Here is a 17,477-nt window from a genome sequence, read left to right as displayed (position 1 = left end):
GATTTACTTATTTTTGGCAGGTAACACGACCAAATGAACGAATCACTACTTCTTATTCTTCTGGCATTTGTAGGTTTCCTTGCAGGAGTAATAAATACTATTGCAGGAGGTGGGTCCCTATTAACATTGCCAATGCTAATTTTTATGGGATTACCTCCATCAATGGCAAATGGAACAAACAGAATTGGAATTTTTATTCAGAGTATTACTTCTGTAGCGGGTTTTAAAAGTAAAGGAATACAACCAACTCTTTTTAGTGTATATTTAGGAATATCAGCTTTAGTAGGATCCTTAATCGGAGCAAGAATAGCGATTGATATAAAAGGCGAAACTTTTAATAGGATATTAGCCATAGTTATGCTGATTGTTGTATTATTTATGGTTTTTAAACCTAAAATGAATGTTGAGGATTTTGTAGAACGTGTACAGGGTAAATATCGTCTAATAGGAATTCTTACATTCTTTGTTATTGGTATTTATGGAGGGTTTATACAAGCAGGTGTAGGAATATTTATTCTCTTAGCACTTACCTCTATTAATAGAATGGGTTTAGTGAAATCTAATGCTGTAAAGGCAGTAGTCGTTTTTATTTATACCATAGGTGCATTAGCGATCTTTGCTTTAGATAATCAAATTAACTATCTATATGGATTTGTTCTGGCTTTTGGCAATGCTACAGGCGGCTGGATAGCTAGTAGATGGTCTGTAAAAAAGGGAGATGGTTTGGTTAAGATCTTTTTAATAATTATGGTAATTGCTATGGCTATTAAATTATGGATAGATAGTTAATCTTACATTAAAATGTTTCTGATTTTACAGTCATTTTATACCTTGTTAAAGTAACTAAAACTAAATACAATGAAAGCACATACCCTGTTTCTTTTAACTATTTTACTTTTTATAGTAAGCTGCAAGGATACTAAAAAAGAAATAACTGCAAATACGGATACACAAGAAGCTGTTACTACCGATCAATCTACGGAAAAACCAATTTCTGATTTAAAAATCACTCCTATTACGCACGCTACCGCAGTATTAGAATACAAAGACAATATTATCTATATAGATCCAACCGGAGGAGCTAAGGCATTTGAAAATCAAAAACAGCCAAATTTAGTTCTTATAACTGATATCCATGGGGATCATATGAACATTGAAACTCTAAATAGCCTTGATCTAGAGAATTCAAAATTAGTGGTGCCACAAGCGGTTGCAGAAAAACTTCCAGCTAGTTACACAAAACAATTAGTTATTATAAATAATGGAGAGGTTAAGGACATAAACGGAATATCCATTGAAGCAATCCCAATGTACAATTTAAGAGAAGAAGCACTAAAATTTCATGACAAAGGACGCGGTAATGGATATGTAATCACCTTAGGAGATGAGCGCCTATATTTCTCTGGAGACACTGAGGATATTCCAGAGATGAGAGCCCTTAAAAATATAGACAAAGCATTTGTATGTATGAACTTACCATATACCATGACTGTAGAAAGTGCTGCCGATGCTGTTTTAGAGTTTAAACCAAAGCAAGTTTACCCATATCATTACAGAGGTAGTGATGGGTTAAGTAATATTATTAAATTTAGAGAAACCGTAAATAAAGGAAATAGTGAAATAGAAGTGGTACAGTTAAATTGGTATCCTACAATAAAATAAAAAACGAAAAAAGCATTTGCAGTATATTACCGCAAATGCTTTTTTTAATATTATAACAAAACGTTATTAGATCTTTTTTACACGTACAGCGTTTAATCCTTTCATTCCCATTTCTAACTCAAACTGCACTTTGTCACCTTCTCTTACTTCTTGCATTAGACCATTTACGTGAACAAAGTATTTTTCCTGAGACTCCTGTTCAGTAATAAATCCATATCCTTTAGAGTCATTAAAAAATGCTACTCTACCTTTTTTAATTGGATCTTCTTCTACATGCTCTCTTTTAGGTATACCAATCTCTATATTTTCAGCTTTTACCTTTTTCTTTTTTGAAGGATCCGGTGGAGTATCAGTTAAGTGGCCATTTTCATCAACATACGCAATCATACTATCGAAACCGCTTCCCTTTTTAGAATTCGCTCTTCGTTCTTCTTTCTTCTTCTGCTTTTCCTCGCGCTTTTTTATTTTCTTTTTTTCTTTTTCAATCTTGCTAAATGTCTGTTGTGATTTTGCCATTCGGTAAACTTCTATTTTTTTTATTAAACATAATTGTCATCGAAATACTAAACGAATGATTGGAAAATGACAATTCTTAGAGATTGATTTACCGAATAATTAACCCAGTTGTTGCAACGACCAAGCACATACAACTTAAAACAACTTAGTATGTACTTATTTTTACAAAGATAGATGATCCATTTTAATTTAGGTAATGATATAGGTAATTTAATCTATATCCTCATAGAAGTAGCTTATAATTAAAAACAATAATTGGTTAGCGTTCTCTAAAACGTGTTATTTCTGATGAAGAAAGCATACGTGATGAAAACCCTGGACATCTCCTAAGAGCGGCCCTGGTCTGGCGACTTCGCTCCAATATTAGAGGTCTGCTCCCGAAGAGTCGTATTGCAGGAGTTGAACTAGCATAACAAATAAAATACATATAGGCATTGCACAAAGCCTCTAAACTTCCTGGGTTTCTTGAAACTCTCGTATTAGACAAGGTTATCCTGTCTCTTTCAGAAAAATATCGATAACTGATCTTACCAGCATGTGTCATTACATGACCAATTTCGTGAATCAATGTTGGTGAAATACCTAAATTTTGATATCTCCATAATGCTCCATACGTAATTATAATTCCTTCACTTTCATCAAAAAATGGAGTACTCCTATCATCATACCCAGGATTTAAACCACCAGTATATCGCTCCGATCTTCCTCGTCCTGCAGAATTTGCAAAAATTATTCCTTCTGGTTTACGTTCTTTTAACCATCTTAAATGTCCTGAAGGCAATAAGTCCAGTGTTCTTTCCACAAACAATACTTCGGATTGTTTTACAGCGTATATATTAATCGAAACATTTTCGTTTGATCTATAATAATGTATATCTATTAAGTTTTCATCACGCATTACTTGATAAAAACCTCTTACACGATCTTGTTCCCAAGGATCTAAAAAATTAGGAGCAAAATAATTAGGCTCTCTGTTTCTCCTTCTTCCTGAGCCATATCCTCCTACTATAATATCTTGACTGTATGGCTGTCCTATCATATGAATTGACATAACAAAATTATTTAAGTTAACGTAAAAAAGCATCTAACTATCAAAATATTGAAAACCAATTTTGATTATCAATTAGTTAAAAATAAAGCGCAAAGGTTAACCTAAAAGCGATAAAACTTTCTTATAATGTTGCACAATTGTTACATTTGATCATGTCTAATTATGTTAATCTCAATAAAAGTTTATTAAAGAATGCTAGAAGACAATAAGACAAATGATAGGCATTTTATGATCTATAAACCTTATGGATATTTAAGTCAGTTTGTGAATAATGGACAAAAACAAAATTCCAAAAAATTACTCGGCGAACTATTTGATTTTCCTGATGGAATTATGGCGATAGGACGATTAGATGAAAAATCAGAAGGTCTATTATTACTCACTACCAATGGAAAAATTAGTAATTATATATGTAGTAATGGAATTGAAAAAGAATATTATGCTCAAGTAGATGGTGATATTACCAATGAAGCGATATCCAAACTATCTAATGGTGTGGAAATTGGTTTTGATGGAAAAAAATACACAACTATTCCTTGTAAAGCATTTAAAATAGATAGTACTCCTGAATTCCCAAAAAGATCAAAAAAAATACGAGATGAAAGACATGGTCCTACTAGTTGGGTTTCGATAACTCTAAAAGAAGGTAAATTCAGGCAAGTCAGGAAAATGACTTCTGCTGTAGGATTTCCAACTCTCCGATTAGTAAGAGTTAGAGTGGGAAATATCCAACTAAAAGACATGAATATTGGTGAGGTAAAAGAGCTGCAAACAGTATTGCTGTAAAACAATTATGGTAATACTTCAATAAAATTTACATTCAAAAAAACAACTTAAAACGCACATCACTTAAATAACGACAGTAATCCACAATTTCCCTTAAAAACACCACAAAATGATTTAAGAAAATGAGATAAGCAACACCTTTGACTTATAACATATTAATCATTCTTAAATTATGAAAACTACATTAAAATTATCAATTATGTACACAGCAATACTTGCTGTATTGACATTAACATCTTGTGAAAAAGATGAAATCAATTCTGAAAGCACGGTATCCGAAGACGTAAGTGCAACTTCAGATATTAACGCCAAAGCAAGTACAATATCACCTGTAAGTCGCTATTATTCTGGCGGATCGAATACTGTACACACTTATAGGGTATTAAATCTGGGAGTTGGTATAGGAACCTTTGAAGGTAGACCTTTTAAATTGGGTACTTATGATTTTATCTCTGCACCTCCTTCAGGAACTAAACAAATTTTCTTCCTTCTTGCACCAGGAAATAGAGATTTTGTAATGACCACAAGTGGTTCAGAAAAAAACAATCTATTAAGAAGAGGGTTTAGAGACTATAGTGTTAGAACCTTATATGGTAATATTAAAAAAGCCGCTTATATTCATAACAGTGGAGGAAGCGGAAGAGTAAAACTGTATAGGTTTTATGGATCTTCTAATACGGATCATTTATACACAACAAACTATAACGAAGGTGTAAATGCTGGATATGCATATGAAGGTGTTGTAGGATATGTATATCGATAAACAAACAATTATATTAATATAACAACTGTTATTTACATAGAAAATAGGATGCTTAATTATTAAGCATCCTATTTATCACTTCGAGTTTTATAAGTTTATAACAAACCCTACTTATTCCTTAAAAAACAATTGACATAGTAGTGATTATTATTTTGTTGATATATCGAATCTATAAATAAAATCTAACCCAAAGAACAAATTACTGTCAAATTCATTATTGAGACGTGTTCTATCATCCTCATTTACTGTAAAAGTAAGCACCTGAAGTCCAGATGTATCGTTTGCCTCATATACTCCGTAATCAGTAGTATCAAATCCTATTTTTGCTCTTACTAATAAAGAATCGCTAAGAAAACCATAGGATCCATATAAAGCTGCTCGTACTGACTCTTCTTGAACATAAAAATCTACATCTTGAGCAATAAAATTGTAAGATTTTACAGAAGTTCTTAAATCCAAACCAAGACTAAAATGATCTGCAAGTACATAATTAGCTTCCATGCGGATTGGTAAAACAGCATCCAAATGAAATTTCTTATTCTGTGATCTATAAAAAAAACCTAAAAGTGGAGTAATGATCGTACCGAAATTTTCTGATGAAGAATAAAGTCCAAATTTAGCCCTTACTTTTTCATTATACTGAAAATCCAAAAGTGCTATTGCTCCTATTTGAAAATCTCTGGACTCAACACTTTCGAAGTTTGATGCTAATTTTGGTAATACAACATACGTACCAGACCATTTTTCTGAATGCTTTACCTTAAGACCGGCATTTATACGTGCCATTGTTAGGTTTTCGTTTGCTGTAGATGCAAAAAGATTTAGATTTGTATTTTCTAACGTTACTCCTGCTAATAAAACTAAATTGTCATTTAAAATTTTAGGATATAAAACCTCAAAATTTATATTGGTTACATCCGTATCAAAAGTTCGTTCTACATCCTCTAGATTTACTCTAGACATATTCAATCTTACGATATCAGTATAATCTTGAGCATTCATTAGAAAAGAAAGTAAGACTGAAAGAACAATTAGGATTCGTTTTTTCATAAACACTATTAAAATATTACATTAAGTTTCATTTAACTCAATTAAGAATTCTCATTTAACAACCTTTGAAACTCCTCTAGATACAAGCCTACATGGTAACCATCCATTAATGCATGATGCACGTGAATAGATATCGGTAAGCTAATCTTACCACCTTCCTTTGTGTATTTCCCAAAAGAAATTTTTGGTACACTATCTCGATATTGAAAATGTCTTGCATGAGAGATGCTGGTAAAATCATACCAGGGAATTGAAGAAATATGTAAACTGTCCATTCGTTTTGCGTTATCATTATAACGTAATCCTGTTGAATTTTTAACAGCCTCTATTTCTTTTTGCGCATGTGCCTTAAAAATTTCAAAATCTTCATCAAATTCTATAAAGGAAAAACCAAAAGTATGATCCTCTCTTCCTATAGTAGCAGAAGCATGTATACGATCATATATATAGACTTTTTCTTCTTCAATCCTATAACGAAAAGGCATCACTTTATTGGCTGCTTTTACTGCCTTATGCAAGTAATAGAGAAAATATGGATACCCATTGTCTTTGATCTTTTGATATCCTATGGTAAAATCTACCTTTGATACAATGCCAAAAAACGGCTCATCAAAACTACTAAAGAACTCATAATGTTCTCTTCTGTTCCAAGTAGTTAGATCCAATACCGTTTTATTCATTATAGATATTTCAATAGTTCTTTTGAATTGGTTAAACTCTTAAAATTAGGATGATCAATGGTGCCATTATGTACTTCGTGAGCCCAAGTGGTATGAAAAGGGATATGACATGCATACGCGCCTATATTCAAAACCGGTAAAACGTCAGATTTTAAGGAATTACCGACCATTAAAAACTCCGTTTCACGGATATCCAAATGATGCACTAATTTTTGGTATTGCTTTTCGGTTTTATCAGAAACAATTTCTATATGATGAAAATAAGTTGATAATCCAGATTTAATCAATTTACGTTCCTGATCCAATAAATCACCTTTGGTTGCCATTACCAAACGGTACTTCTTAGATAAATATTTAAGTGTTTCTTCAATACCATCAATCAATTCTACTGGTTCCTGAAGCATCTGCTTTCCTTTTTCGATAAGATTCTCCACCAATTGGATGTTCATATTTCCATTAGTAATCTTAATAGCCGCTTCGATTAAAGAAAGTGTAAAAGGCTTAATACCATAACCATACAATTCAAGATTTTGCATTTCTATTTCGAAAAGAAGTTTATTTGCTTCTTCTTTTGGTAAATGCTCAGATACAAGTTCACAAAACTCTTCTTCAGCTTTTCTAAAAAAAGTCTCATTTACCCACAGAGTATCATCTGCATCAAAAGCTATAGCCTTGATATTTTTTAATGGCATATTTTCAGTATTTATAGTATATTTAGAGATGAGGGTATTACGATGAGAAAACCAATTTACTCAAGTACGTATATACAAAATTCTCTATCTTACTAATTTCTTATACTTAATACGTTTAGGCATTAAATCTCCTCCTAAACGTTTCTTCTTATTTTCCTCATAATCAGAAAAACTACCTTCAAAGAAATATACCTGAGAGTCTCCTTCAAAAGCTAAAATATGAGTACAAATACGATCTAGAAACCAACGGTCGTGAGAGATCACCACAGCACAACCTGCAAAGTTCTCCAACCCTTCTTCTAATGCTCGTAACGTATTAACATCAAGGTCATTAGTAGGTTCGTCTAAAAGTAATACATTACCTTCTTCTTTTAGAGTCATTGCTAGATGCAATCTATTACGTTCTCCACCAGAAAGCGTAGAAACTTTCTTATTTTGTTCGCTTCCTCCAAAATTAAAACGACTTAAATATGCGCGTGAATTTACTTCCTTACCTCCCATCATTACCAAATCCTGTTCATCGCTAAAGTTTTGCCAAATCGATTTGTCAGGATCAATATTAGAATGCGCTTGATCAACGTATGCAATCTTAGCAGTTTCTCCTACAGAAAAATCTCCTTTATCAGGAGTCTCCTCACCCATAATCATTTTAAAAATGGTAGTCTTTCCTGCTCCGTTAGGCCCTATAATCCCAACAATACCTGCTTGCGGAAGTTTAAAATTTAGATCTTCATATAATAATTTATCTCCGTAAGCTTTACTTATCCCAGAAGCTTCTAATACATTAGTTCCTAAACGTGGTCCATTAGGAATATATATTTCTAATTTTTCGTCAAGTTGTTTTTGATCTTGACTCATTAATTTATCGTAATTCTTTAAACGTGCTTTTTGTTTAGTTTGTCTTCCTTTTGCTCCTTGACGCACCCATTCTAACTCTCTTTCTAAAGTTTTTTGACGTTTTGAAGCAGACTTACTTTCTTGTGCTAAACGTTTTGATTTTTGATCTAACCAAGAAGAATAATTTCCTTTCCAAGGAATTCCTTCTCCTCTATCCAATTCTAAAATCCAACCAGCAACATTATCTAAGAAGTACCTATCGTGAGTTACAGCAATAACAGTTCCTTTATATTGTGCTAAATGGTGCTCTAACCAATGAACTGATTCAGCATCCAAATGGTTTGTAGGCTCATCTAATAAAAGTACGTCAGGTTCCTGAAGTAATAAACGACAAAGTGCTACCCTTCTTCTTTCTCCTCCAGACAATACTCCAATTTTTTTATCAGAGTCCGGAGTTCTTAGCGCATCCATAGCAATTTCTAGTTTGGTATCCAATTCCCAACCATTACCAGCATCAATCTGGTCCTGCAAAACAGCTTGTCGATCCATTAATTTTTGCATTTTATCTGCATCACTGTAAACTTCTTCTAAACCGAACATATCATTAATCTTGTTATATTCGTCAAGAACAGCGACAATTTCAGCGGCTCCCTCTTTTACAACTTCCAGTACTGTTTTTTCTGGATCCAACTGTGGTTCTTGTTCTAAATACCCAACAGAATAATCAGATGAAAACACAACATCGCCTTGATAGTTCTTATCTATACCTGCTATGATTTTTAATAATGTAGATTTACCAGATCCATTAAGACCCAGAATTCCAATTTTTGCACCGTAGAAAAAACTTAAATATATGTTTTTTAGAACTGGAGTATTTGCGCTTTTATACGTTTTTGTTACTCCAGACATAGAAAAGATGATTTTTTTATCGTCTGACATAAGCCCCTAAATTGTTTTAAATAATATTATTGATATCCGAATAATATGTGATTAATTACACTCTACCTTTTAAAGCATTAAACACCCAAGCATTTGCTAGAAATCCTACACCAACTGCTGCAAATCCCCATCCAGAAACATCTCTATATCTAAATGCTCCCAAAGCTATCAATCCTAGTCCAGCTAGAATCATTATAAATGTAGCCCACGCTAATACCGTATTTTTATTCATTCCCATAGCAAGTTATTTAGTTAAATGTTTTTAATATTAAATCAAAAACAGCGTACAAATATCGGTATTTTATCGTCAAAAAACAGCTTTTTAGAGAGATCTTCGACTACTTTATAACCTTATCTATTGTTAAACAATAAGTTATACAATAGAATTCATAAAAAAACAGGAACTTAGATGTTAAGTCCCTGTTTTGTTTAGTAAATCACATTTTAATTAGAAGGTCCGTTATCTATTCTAGATTCTAAAACAGATTCGACAGAGTTCGTAATATTTTCCAAAAGATCATATCCGGTTAAACTTTCGATAGCATTCACAGAAGTTCTAAATTGAGTCCAATTACTACTAATTCCTTGATCATTTGGGACATTTATCGCAATAACTCTAGTAGATGTAGTAACTCGATTAATATCATTGGTTCCATTTGGTAAAATCAAAGCAACCTTCCAGAATGAATCAGGGACGGTAATATTCCCTCCATCTATTGTAGATGCAAAACCATTCCTGCCTGTTCCTCCACTTCCTACTACCCCTGCAACTATATGAATTTCATTACCTTCTAAGGTTAATGATCTAAGGTAGTTTTCAAAATTTGCCCAACTCCTTTGATTATTATCTGGTGCCTGTGGAGCTATATTGCTCATGAAATAAGTATTTTCATTAGAATCTGCAGAGCCGTTTCTATCTGCTGATGGACATAAATGACCTCTATCAAAACCTGAATTCGTATAATCACTAGATGTAGCGCGGAAAAAATTACTTGGTAAAGATGTATCTCTTTTGAAACAATTACATCTTGGTGTACTACCTGTCCAGGCATCACTTAAATGCCAGCTTACCCAATTGGCCGTTCCTCTATTATTATTATAAGACAGCACAAAATCAGGTTTGGACAAATAATAATTGTTGGAACTAGATCCTGCATTAGACGGGTTACCAAAAGTAATATTACTATCCCTAGAAGCAGAACCGCCTCCGCCTCCTGTAGTTCCTGTTATAATTTCTACATTATCTATATTTATTCGATTAGAGCCTCCAGAAGTTTTGTATACTCCATAACGTACGCTTCTGGTTTCATTTAAATTGAATGTAACCGTATTTAATGTTGTAGAACTAGTGGTAATCGTTGACCCTACATAAGACCAAGAAGAACCATTATTGTAAGAAGCAATCAATCGCCAAGTTGAATTGTTATCACTTCCATATTTAGCATGACGGATTCTAATAGTTTGCACTCCATTATCCATATTAAAAGACATAATTGCGTATCCTGTATTTCTAATTCTAACGGATTTCGCCCCAAACTTTCGATCATTAGATAAAGTTCCGATTAAAGCATCACTGAGATACCAGCTACCAGAAGATGATAGCGAAACACTACCAGCTGCATAGCTACCTTTTGATCCGGATTCATAAGTTTCAGTAAAACCGTCTGCTCTTTTTTCTGAAAAATTATGATCGTGAGGACCTTCATTATCATAGTAACTTGTTTCTACTTTGATTTCTCCATCTATTTTAAGTGGAACGGATTCGATATCTTGATAAAAAGATTCGTCTTCCACGCTACAACTCACAATTGCGAGTGTGCTAAAAATTAAGAAAAACAACGTGTTCAATTTTAATAATTTCATAGTTGAGTTAGATTTAAATTAATATTTAATTAGTTGGATTTTAAGTTAGATATAAAACTACCCGACAATTGTTAATTATCTGATAATCAAATGTTAGAAAACTGTTATAAAAGCACTTGTAGATGAATAGACTGTTAATGTTTAGGAAACCTAAATTTTGAAAATAAGGTTATGATGTTGCTTTTGATTTTAATGATTTAAAAATTCTTTGATTTTTGTATTTTCGTGCAAACAATACACACAAATGGATATAAACTTCAATAAGAATGAAGATCACAATAAACTTTTGGTCTCTTCATTACGCCAGAAACTAGGAAAGGTAAAACTTGGTGGTGGAGAAAAGCGTATAGAAAAACTACACGCTAAAGGTAAACTGACTGCTCGAGAGAGAATAGCATATTTATTAGATGATGACAATGAAGCAATAGAAATTGCTGCATTTGCTGGTGATGATATGTATGCTGAACATGGAGGGTGTCCTAGTGGTGGAGTCGTTATAAAAATTGGACATATTAGTGGTAAACAATGTATCGTAGTCGCTAACGATGCTACGGTAAAAGCTGGTGCATGGTTTCCTATTACTGGAAAAAAGAATCTTAGAGCTCAGGAAATATCAATCGAAAATAAGTTACCTATTATTTATCTTGTAGATAGTGCTGGGGTATATCTTCCTATGCAGGATGAGATTTTTCCAGATAAAGAGCATTTTGGAAGAATTTTTAGAAATAATGCAGTCATGAGTAGTATGGGTATTACGCAAATCTCTGCTGTCATGGGAAGCTGTGTTGCCGGAGGCGCTTATTTACCGATAATGAGTGATGAAGCATTAATTGTAGACAAAACAGGAAGTATTTTTCTAGCTGGTAGCTATCTAGTGAAAGCTGCTATCGGTGAAAGTATTGATAATGAAACCTTAGGTGGAGCAACTACTCATTGTGAAATTTCTGGTGTAACCGATTATAAATCTAAAGATGATAAAGATGCCCTAGATACTATAAAAAATATAGTGTCTAAAATTGGAGATTTTGACAAAGCAGGATATAACAGAGTTAAACCTTCTAAACCTAAAAAAGACCCGAAAGATATTTACGGAATTTTACCGAAAGCTAGAAACGAACAATATGATATGATGGAAATCATTCATCGATTGGTGGATGGTTCTGATTTTGAGGAATATAAATCTGGGTATGGACAAAGCATTATAACCGGTTATGCTCGTATCGATGGTTGGGCCGTTGGTATTGTTGCTAATCAACGTAAACTGGTAAAAACCAAAAAAGGTGAAATGCAATTTGGAGGTGTGATCTATTCTGATTCTGCTGATAAGGCAACTCGATTTATTGCAAATTGTAATCAAAAAAAAATTCCATTAGTCTTTTTACAAGATGTTACCGGGTTTATGGTAGGTAGTAAAAGTGAACACGGCGGAATTATAAAAGACGGTGCCAAAATGGTGAATGCAGTTAGCAATAGTGTAGTACCTAAATTCACTATTGTTATTGGTAATTCTTATGGAGCTGGTAATTATGCAATGTGTGGAAAAGCCTATGATCCAAGATTGATATGTGCCTGGCCAAGTGCTGAATTAGCAGTTATGGGAGGTGCCCAAGCGGCCAAAGTATTATTACAAATTGAAACAGCATCATTAAAGAAGAAAGGAGAGCAACTTTCTGAAGAGGATGAAAAAGCACTATTTGATAAGATCAAGGCTCGATACGACAAACAGATTTCTCCATATTATGCGGCAGCTAGAATCTGGACAGATGGTATTATTGATCCATTAGACACTAGAAAGTGGGTTTCTATGGGTATTGAAGCAGCAGACCACGCTCCTATCGAAAAGCCTTTTAATCTTGGAGTAATTCAGGTATAAGATGGTAAAAAACAGAATGGTTAATCGAAAGATGATACCACATCTGTTGAAATAATCGTATTTTTATTTTTTAAGCCCTAATAGTTTAGTAAATAAACTGTTGGGGTTTCTTAATTGACTAATAAATATATCCTAAGACCATGTCAACCAAAGCTATATATTTAAAAAAAACACTACTATCACCTCTGTTTTTTGTATTCATTATTTTCCAAATTCTAGGTAATCAAAGTCAAGGAACCCTCCCTAATAAAAACGCTTCACAAAAACTAAATAATATAGACTCTCTATATATTTTAGAAAAACAATCTAAAATTACTTATGAGGAAATAGAACAACTCATTTACACTGAGATTAACAGAAAAAATTATCCTCGTGCCTTGTCCTATTCTAAAATGTATTTATATATAGGAAATAAAAAAAATGACGAAAAAATCCAATACAGTTCTAATTATTATTTAGCATATCTGTATTTTTTAATTGGGAGTACGGATGACGTAATATATGCAGTAAATAACGCATTGAAGTTTGTCGGAGAAGAAACACCGAACAATAAAGCTTTCAGGGTTATATTATTAAAAGGTTCTGCATATATGAGAAATAGTGATTATGAAAATGCTATTAACACTTATATAGAAGCAGACTCCTATCTAAGCAATTCTGAGGTTAGTGAGGAGAGACTCTCTTTAATATTAAACATTGCTCAATGCAAAATAAGAATCCAAAGATATACAGATGCATTAAATGACTTGAAATTTGTAAAGAAATCAATTGATAGTATTCCTGTCTTAAATAACATTAGCGAAATAAATAAAATAATGATGCCATTGTCAACTTATAATGCCATTGGTATTTGCTATAGAGAAATAGGAAATCTAGAAAAATCCCTAAGCATTCTAGAAAAAAACCTTGAAAGAGCAAAAAAATTAGAAAAAGAAAAACAGATGGCAATATGTTATCTTAATATTGGGAAGACTCTTCATAGAATGGAAAATTATATAGAGACCGAACAAAATTTAAGATTAGCGCGAAACCTATTCATAAAAAATGGATTACAAAAAGAAAATTTTGTCTTAACAAATTATTATTTAGCTGATTGCCTATTTAGAAATAAAAATTATAACGAATCTAATCAATATTTAGCGGAGAATATTACTTATTTAGAAGAAAATAAAAAAACTGAAAAAGCAGTAGAAATGATGGAACTTGCTATCAAAAATGCTGAAAAGAAAGGTGATAATGAAGCGATATTAATATACAGAAAACTTCTTACTGATATTCAAAAAGAATTATATCAAGATAGAAATAGAACCAAAGATTTATTATTTGATAAGGAGATTGTAGATTTAAAAGATGACAATGAAAAATTACAATTCAGTAATACGCGTAATAGGGCTTATATTCGATTTACTATTATTGGTGTCGCTTTGGTGAGTTTTTTATTGTTTTTATATGTTAAAAAACAGAAAACAAAAAATAAAATTTTGTTTAAAAGAATTTTAGAAGAATCTAAAAAATCATCACAAACAACTCAAAAACAAGAAAACAAAGAAGTTAAAAAACTAGAAATAAATGATGAAAAAGCTGATTATATTCTAAAACAATTGGAAGAATTAGAGAAATCTCTTTTCTATCTTAATAAGGATTGTACCCTTCATAGTACTGCTCAACTTCTCAAAACCAATACCACCTACTTATCTAAAATAATTAATGAATATAAGAACAAGTCTTTTAATAATTATCTTAATGATCTTAGAATATCCTATGCGATAAAACAACTTAACAAAGATCACAAATACAAATCTTACTCTGTCAAAGGAATTTCAGAAGATTTGGGTTATAAAAGTGTAAATACTTTTAACAATGCTTTCAAAAAGGTTACGAATTTAAGCCCTAGTTATTACTTAAAACAGATTAAGCAACAAGAACTTACGAATAATTAAGTACAACAAAAAAGTATCATTTTTATAAAATTGATTATATAGTTATGTTTAATTTCTATAAGAACATTTATTTTTAGCTTTTACAAATTTTCATTCAAATCTTATATTAAAATTATTATTTCTCCACTATGAAAAAAATATTCCAACTACTACTATTTCTACTATTTTATTCTGGTGCTATTTTCTCTTATCCATCTAATACTATTAAATCAACAATCTCTACTTTACAAGATGAAACTTTGTATATAGAAGTTATTATTGAAGATACAGAAATCAGTATGAGATATATTTCTCCATTTCCAGAGAATATTGATTTCCCATATCTTTACGTTAGGGTTATTACTCAAAACAATTCATCACAACTTAAGACTGGGTTAGAAGTTGATTTTGAAATGAACCCCATTGTGCCCTATACATCTGGAGGTTTAGATCCGATAGTCATCCCTCCGATAGGCCCAGGAAATAGGTTCATTAATGATTTCCCCGCTGTAATAATAAGTGAATATCTAGAACAAAACACTCGTTATGATTTAACAACAAGATTAATGGATACCAATCCTTCATCTGGATCAAACTCTAATGACCAGGAAATCCAAAGAATAATCACTTCATTTACAGTATCTAATCAAAATCTCAGTGAACTTTCCTTTAATAGAGTTGATGTTAACTATGCAGCTGATACATTGAATTTAAATTTAATTATAACCAATTCTGGAAAAAACATAGCTCCTGCTGCTCCGTGCGATATATTTTCTCCTAATTTTAATACCTCTGTTTATTTTTCTAGAGATAGTATTTTTGATCTTGAAACAGATGAAAAAGTTTATGGAAAAGAGACTTCACTTTTATTAACAGGAGAAACAGAGTCTATACCTTTTTTAATACAAGGGCCGCCACGAGGATATTCGTTTTCAGATGATTATGTTATCGCAGTTGTTGACGATCTTAATACAATTCATGAAAACGATGAAACAAACAACTTCTATCCTATTAAAGTATTACCAGAGCTACAAATCTCGGATATCAGAGTATATAAAACACCTGATAATAATGTAATCTTGTCTACTACTATTACCAATAAAGGCAACATTACATCAGAGTTATCAAAACTGGATTTCTATGTAGAAAAGCATCCAAGAAAATTTGTTGCTAGAGGAACTGTACCTGCTCTAAAACCTAATGAATCTTATAACGTAAATTCGTTAGTTACCTGGCAATATTTTTCCCTAGTATTACATGGTCGAGATTTAATTATCATTGCAGATGCGGATAATGACGTACAAGAAATTGACGAAACCAACAATGAAAAACGGTTTAGGATTCCTCGAAACTTAAACGATTCTGATCAAAATCCAACATTAGTTACGGTATCGCCAAATCCTTTTTCTGCATATGTAGAATTTAATTATCAGGTAAAATATAGAAATACAGATATTAAATTAAGTATCTATGATCAACGTGGTATTTTGAGGTTTCAAACCAATAAATTCCATAGCGAAACAGGTGATTTTAAATTTAAAATATATTCAAGTCAAATTAATGGAGGGGCAAATGGAATATATCATTATTCCTTTTTACTAGGAAGAAATAACACCTTGTATTACCCTTCTACGGGAACTATTATTAAACAATAACTTTATTTCAAATTATTCATCTTAAAACCTATACTTATATGAAAAATCGAATTTCAAATTTAAGTGACGCAAAAATTCTATCAAAAAAAGATCAAAAATCCATTAATGGAGGATTTTTTGATCGTCAACCATCATTATTCTAATGTCGTTCGGATAGCGATTGTCATTGTTCTACGTGTGGAGTCACAATTACTTTTAATGGACAAAATATTTTAGTTGGTATATGTGCTTATTAATTGGTTAAAAAAAACATTCTACCTGAAAAAACACCAAACTTATTATTGATAAGTTTGGTATTTTTATTTGCTCAAAAATTGATCTTACACCATAAAAAAACAGCATCTAAAACACATTCTAATTGCTTCAAGCTTTTATAGCATATTCGTAACACAAACCATTCTCAAAAAAACTCAAAATACAATCTATTTATAGTGTCAATTTTATAAAACTGACACTTCTTCCCTTTTGTTATCAGGCTTTTACTTATAGTTTTACAATTGTTTTCTGACCGGCAGAATCTTAAATCATTTTATTAAACAATCTTTTTTTAATTAGAATAATGACTTATTAAAAACTATCAAAAAGTCATTAGAAGTTTAAATTTTAATACAAATCAAACAATGAAAAAAATATTAATTTTATTATTTATCGCTATTACAACAATCTTCTTTTCCTGTGAACAAGAAAGTATTGAGAATTTGGATGAACAACTCATTGTAAAAGAAGAATTAGATACAGAAACTAATGCAAAATGGTTTGGATACTGTAATAGTTTTAAAGGCAGAGTTAGATTTCAATTTGTACTAAATCTAACAGAGGCTAATCCAGCTTCACGAACCGGAACTTTTATTTTAGATTACTGTCCAAATGGTGATGGATCTTGCTTTCAGGCAATGCAAAGAACCGTGCGTCACGATAAACCTTTCAGTTTTTACGTATTAGGTGCAGAATTTAGCGATCCTGATAAATTTAGAGTTCGAATACTCCCAAATAATGATGGCGATTTTTATACCAATTCTGTGTTTATGTTTCTTGGTCCGCAATATGGTATTGAAAGAAATTTAGGTGCCAGAAACATAGTTTCGGGGCAAGCGAACTTTAACAACCTAAGTTTTGATTTCCCTGCTCAATGTAATAATAACATAGGGAACACGAATTATTAAAATTCATAATTCATTATAAATACAAAAA

Annotated in this window: 16 protein-coding genes; 8 read left to right on the top strand and 8 right to left on the bottom strand. The window is 31.9% G+C overall.

Annotated features, from left to right (window positions below; all coding sequences use genetic code 11):
• Positions 1-33 precede the first annotated feature (33 nt).
• Positions 34-789 (top strand): TSUP family transporter, encoded by a 756-nt coding sequence (locus tag Q0829_RS03130; RefSeq protein ID WP_298539821.1) that lies wholly within the window; start codon positions 34-36, stop codon positions 787-789.
• 69 nt (positions 790-858) lie between these two features.
• Positions 859-1,662 (top strand): MBL fold metallo-hydrolase, encoded by an 804-nt coding sequence (locus tag Q0829_RS03125; protein ID WP_298539819.1) that lies wholly within the window; start codon positions 859-861, stop codon positions 1,660-1,662.
• 66 nt (positions 1,663-1,728) lie between these two features.
• Here Q0829_RS03125 and Q0829_RS03120 read toward each other — a convergent pair whose 3' ends face one another.
• Complete coding sequence (locus Q0829_RS03120) at positions 1,729-2,178, bottom strand: cold-shock protein (protein WP_298539817.1); 450 nt, start codon at positions 2,176-2,178, stop codon at positions 1,729-1,731.
• Positions 2,179-2,437: 259 nt separating this feature from the next.
• Positions 2,438-3,229 carry a hypothetical protein gene (locus tag Q0829_RS03115; RefSeq protein ID WP_298539815.1) on the bottom strand — a complete coding sequence of 264 codons (792 nt, stop codon included), beginning with the start codon at positions 3,227-3,229 and terminating at the stop codon, positions 2,438-2,440.
• Between the two features lie 192 nt (positions 3,230-3,421).
• Here Q0829_RS03115 and Q0829_RS03110 point away from each other — a divergent pair, with 192 nt between their 5' ends.
• Positions 3,422-4,015, top strand: a complete 594-nt coding sequence (locus Q0829_RS03110; protein WP_298539813.1) for a pseudouridine synthase — start codon at positions 3,422-3,424, stop codon at positions 4,013-4,015.
• Between the two features lie 172 nt (positions 4,016-4,187).
• Positions 4,188-4,778, top strand: a complete 591-nt coding sequence (locus Q0829_RS03105) for a hypothetical protein (protein WP_298539811.1) — start codon at positions 4,188-4,190, stop codon at positions 4,776-4,778.
• Positions 4,779-4,925: 147 nt separating this feature from the next.
• On the opposite strand, the gene Q0829_RS03100 is transcribed toward Q0829_RS03105, so the two are convergent.
• The 6 genes from Q0829_RS03100 to Q0829_RS03075 form a co-directional block, all read right to left on the bottom strand.
• Positions 4,926-5,828 (bottom strand): DUF6268 family outer membrane beta-barrel protein, encoded by a 903-nt coding sequence (locus Q0829_RS03100; protein ID WP_298539809.1) that lies wholly within the window; start codon positions 5,826-5,828, stop codon positions 4,926-4,928.
• Between the two features lie 41 nt (positions 5,829-5,869).
• Positions 5,870-6,508 carry a chloramphenicol acetyltransferase gene (locus Q0829_RS03095; RefSeq protein WP_298539807.1) on the bottom strand — a complete coding sequence of 213 codons (639 nt, stop codon included), beginning with the start codon at positions 6,506-6,508 and terminating at the stop codon, positions 5,870-5,872.
• Positions 6,508-7,200 carry an HAD family hydrolase gene (locus Q0829_RS03090; protein WP_298539805.1) on the bottom strand — a complete coding sequence of 231 codons (693 nt, stop codon included), beginning with the start codon at positions 7,198-7,200 and terminating at the stop codon, positions 6,508-6,510. The genes Q0829_RS03095 and Q0829_RS03090 overlap by 1 nt, the downstream gene beginning before the upstream one ends.
• An 84-nt stretch (positions 7,201-7,284) precedes the next feature.
• Entirely contained in the window at positions 7,285-8,976 is a 1,692-nt protein-coding gene (gene ettA / locus Q0829_RS03085) for an energy-dependent translational throttle protein EttA (protein WP_298539803.1), read from the bottom strand.
• A gap of 55 nt (positions 8,977-9,031) precedes the next feature.
• Complete coding sequence (locus tag Q0829_RS03080; protein WP_211073417.1) at positions 9,032-9,214, bottom strand: CAL67264 family membrane protein; 183 nt, start codon at positions 9,212-9,214, stop codon at positions 9,032-9,034.
• Between the two features lie 206 nt (positions 9,215-9,420).
• On the bottom strand, positions 9,421-10,839 hold the full coding sequence (locus tag Q0829_RS03075; RefSeq protein ID WP_298539799.1) for a DNA/RNA non-specific endonuclease: 1,419 nt from the start codon (positions 10,837-10,839) through the stop codon (positions 9,421-9,423).
• Positions 10,840-11,083: 244 nt separating this feature from the next.
• Here Q0829_RS03075 and Q0829_RS03070 point away from each other — a divergent pair, with 244 nt between their 5' ends.
• The 4 genes from Q0829_RS03070 (at position 11,084) to Q0829_RS03055 (ending at position 17,449) form a co-directional block, all read left to right on the top strand.
• Complete coding sequence (locus Q0829_RS03070) at positions 11,084-12,712, top strand: carboxyl transferase domain-containing protein (protein ID WP_298539797.1); 1,629 nt, start codon at positions 11,084-11,086, stop codon at positions 12,710-12,712.
• A 140-nt stretch (positions 12,713-12,852) separates the two neighbouring features.
• Positions 12,853-14,652, top strand: coding sequence for an AraC family transcriptional regulator (locus tag Q0829_RS03065; RefSeq protein ID WP_298539795.1), 1,800 nt, complete (start codon positions 12,853-12,855; stop codon positions 14,650-14,652).
• 128 nt (positions 14,653-14,780) lie between these two features.
• Positions 14,781-16,286, top strand: coding sequence for a CARDB domain-containing protein (locus tag Q0829_RS03060; RefSeq protein WP_298539793.1), 1,506 nt, complete (start codon positions 14,781-14,783; stop codon positions 16,284-16,286).
• Between the two features lie 620 nt (positions 16,287-16,906).
• On the top strand, positions 16,907-17,449 hold the full coding sequence (locus Q0829_RS03055) for a hypothetical protein (RefSeq protein WP_298539790.1): 543 nt from the start codon (positions 16,907-16,909) through the stop codon (positions 17,447-17,449).
• Positions 17,450-17,477: the final 28 nt, after the last annotated feature.

The organism is uncultured Aquimarina sp. (genome assembly GCF_947492405.1).
Lineage (GTDB): Bacteria > Bacteroidota > Bacteroidia > Flavobacteriales > Flavobacteriaceae > Aquimarina.
This window is presented reverse-complemented; position numbering and strand designations above follow the sequence as displayed.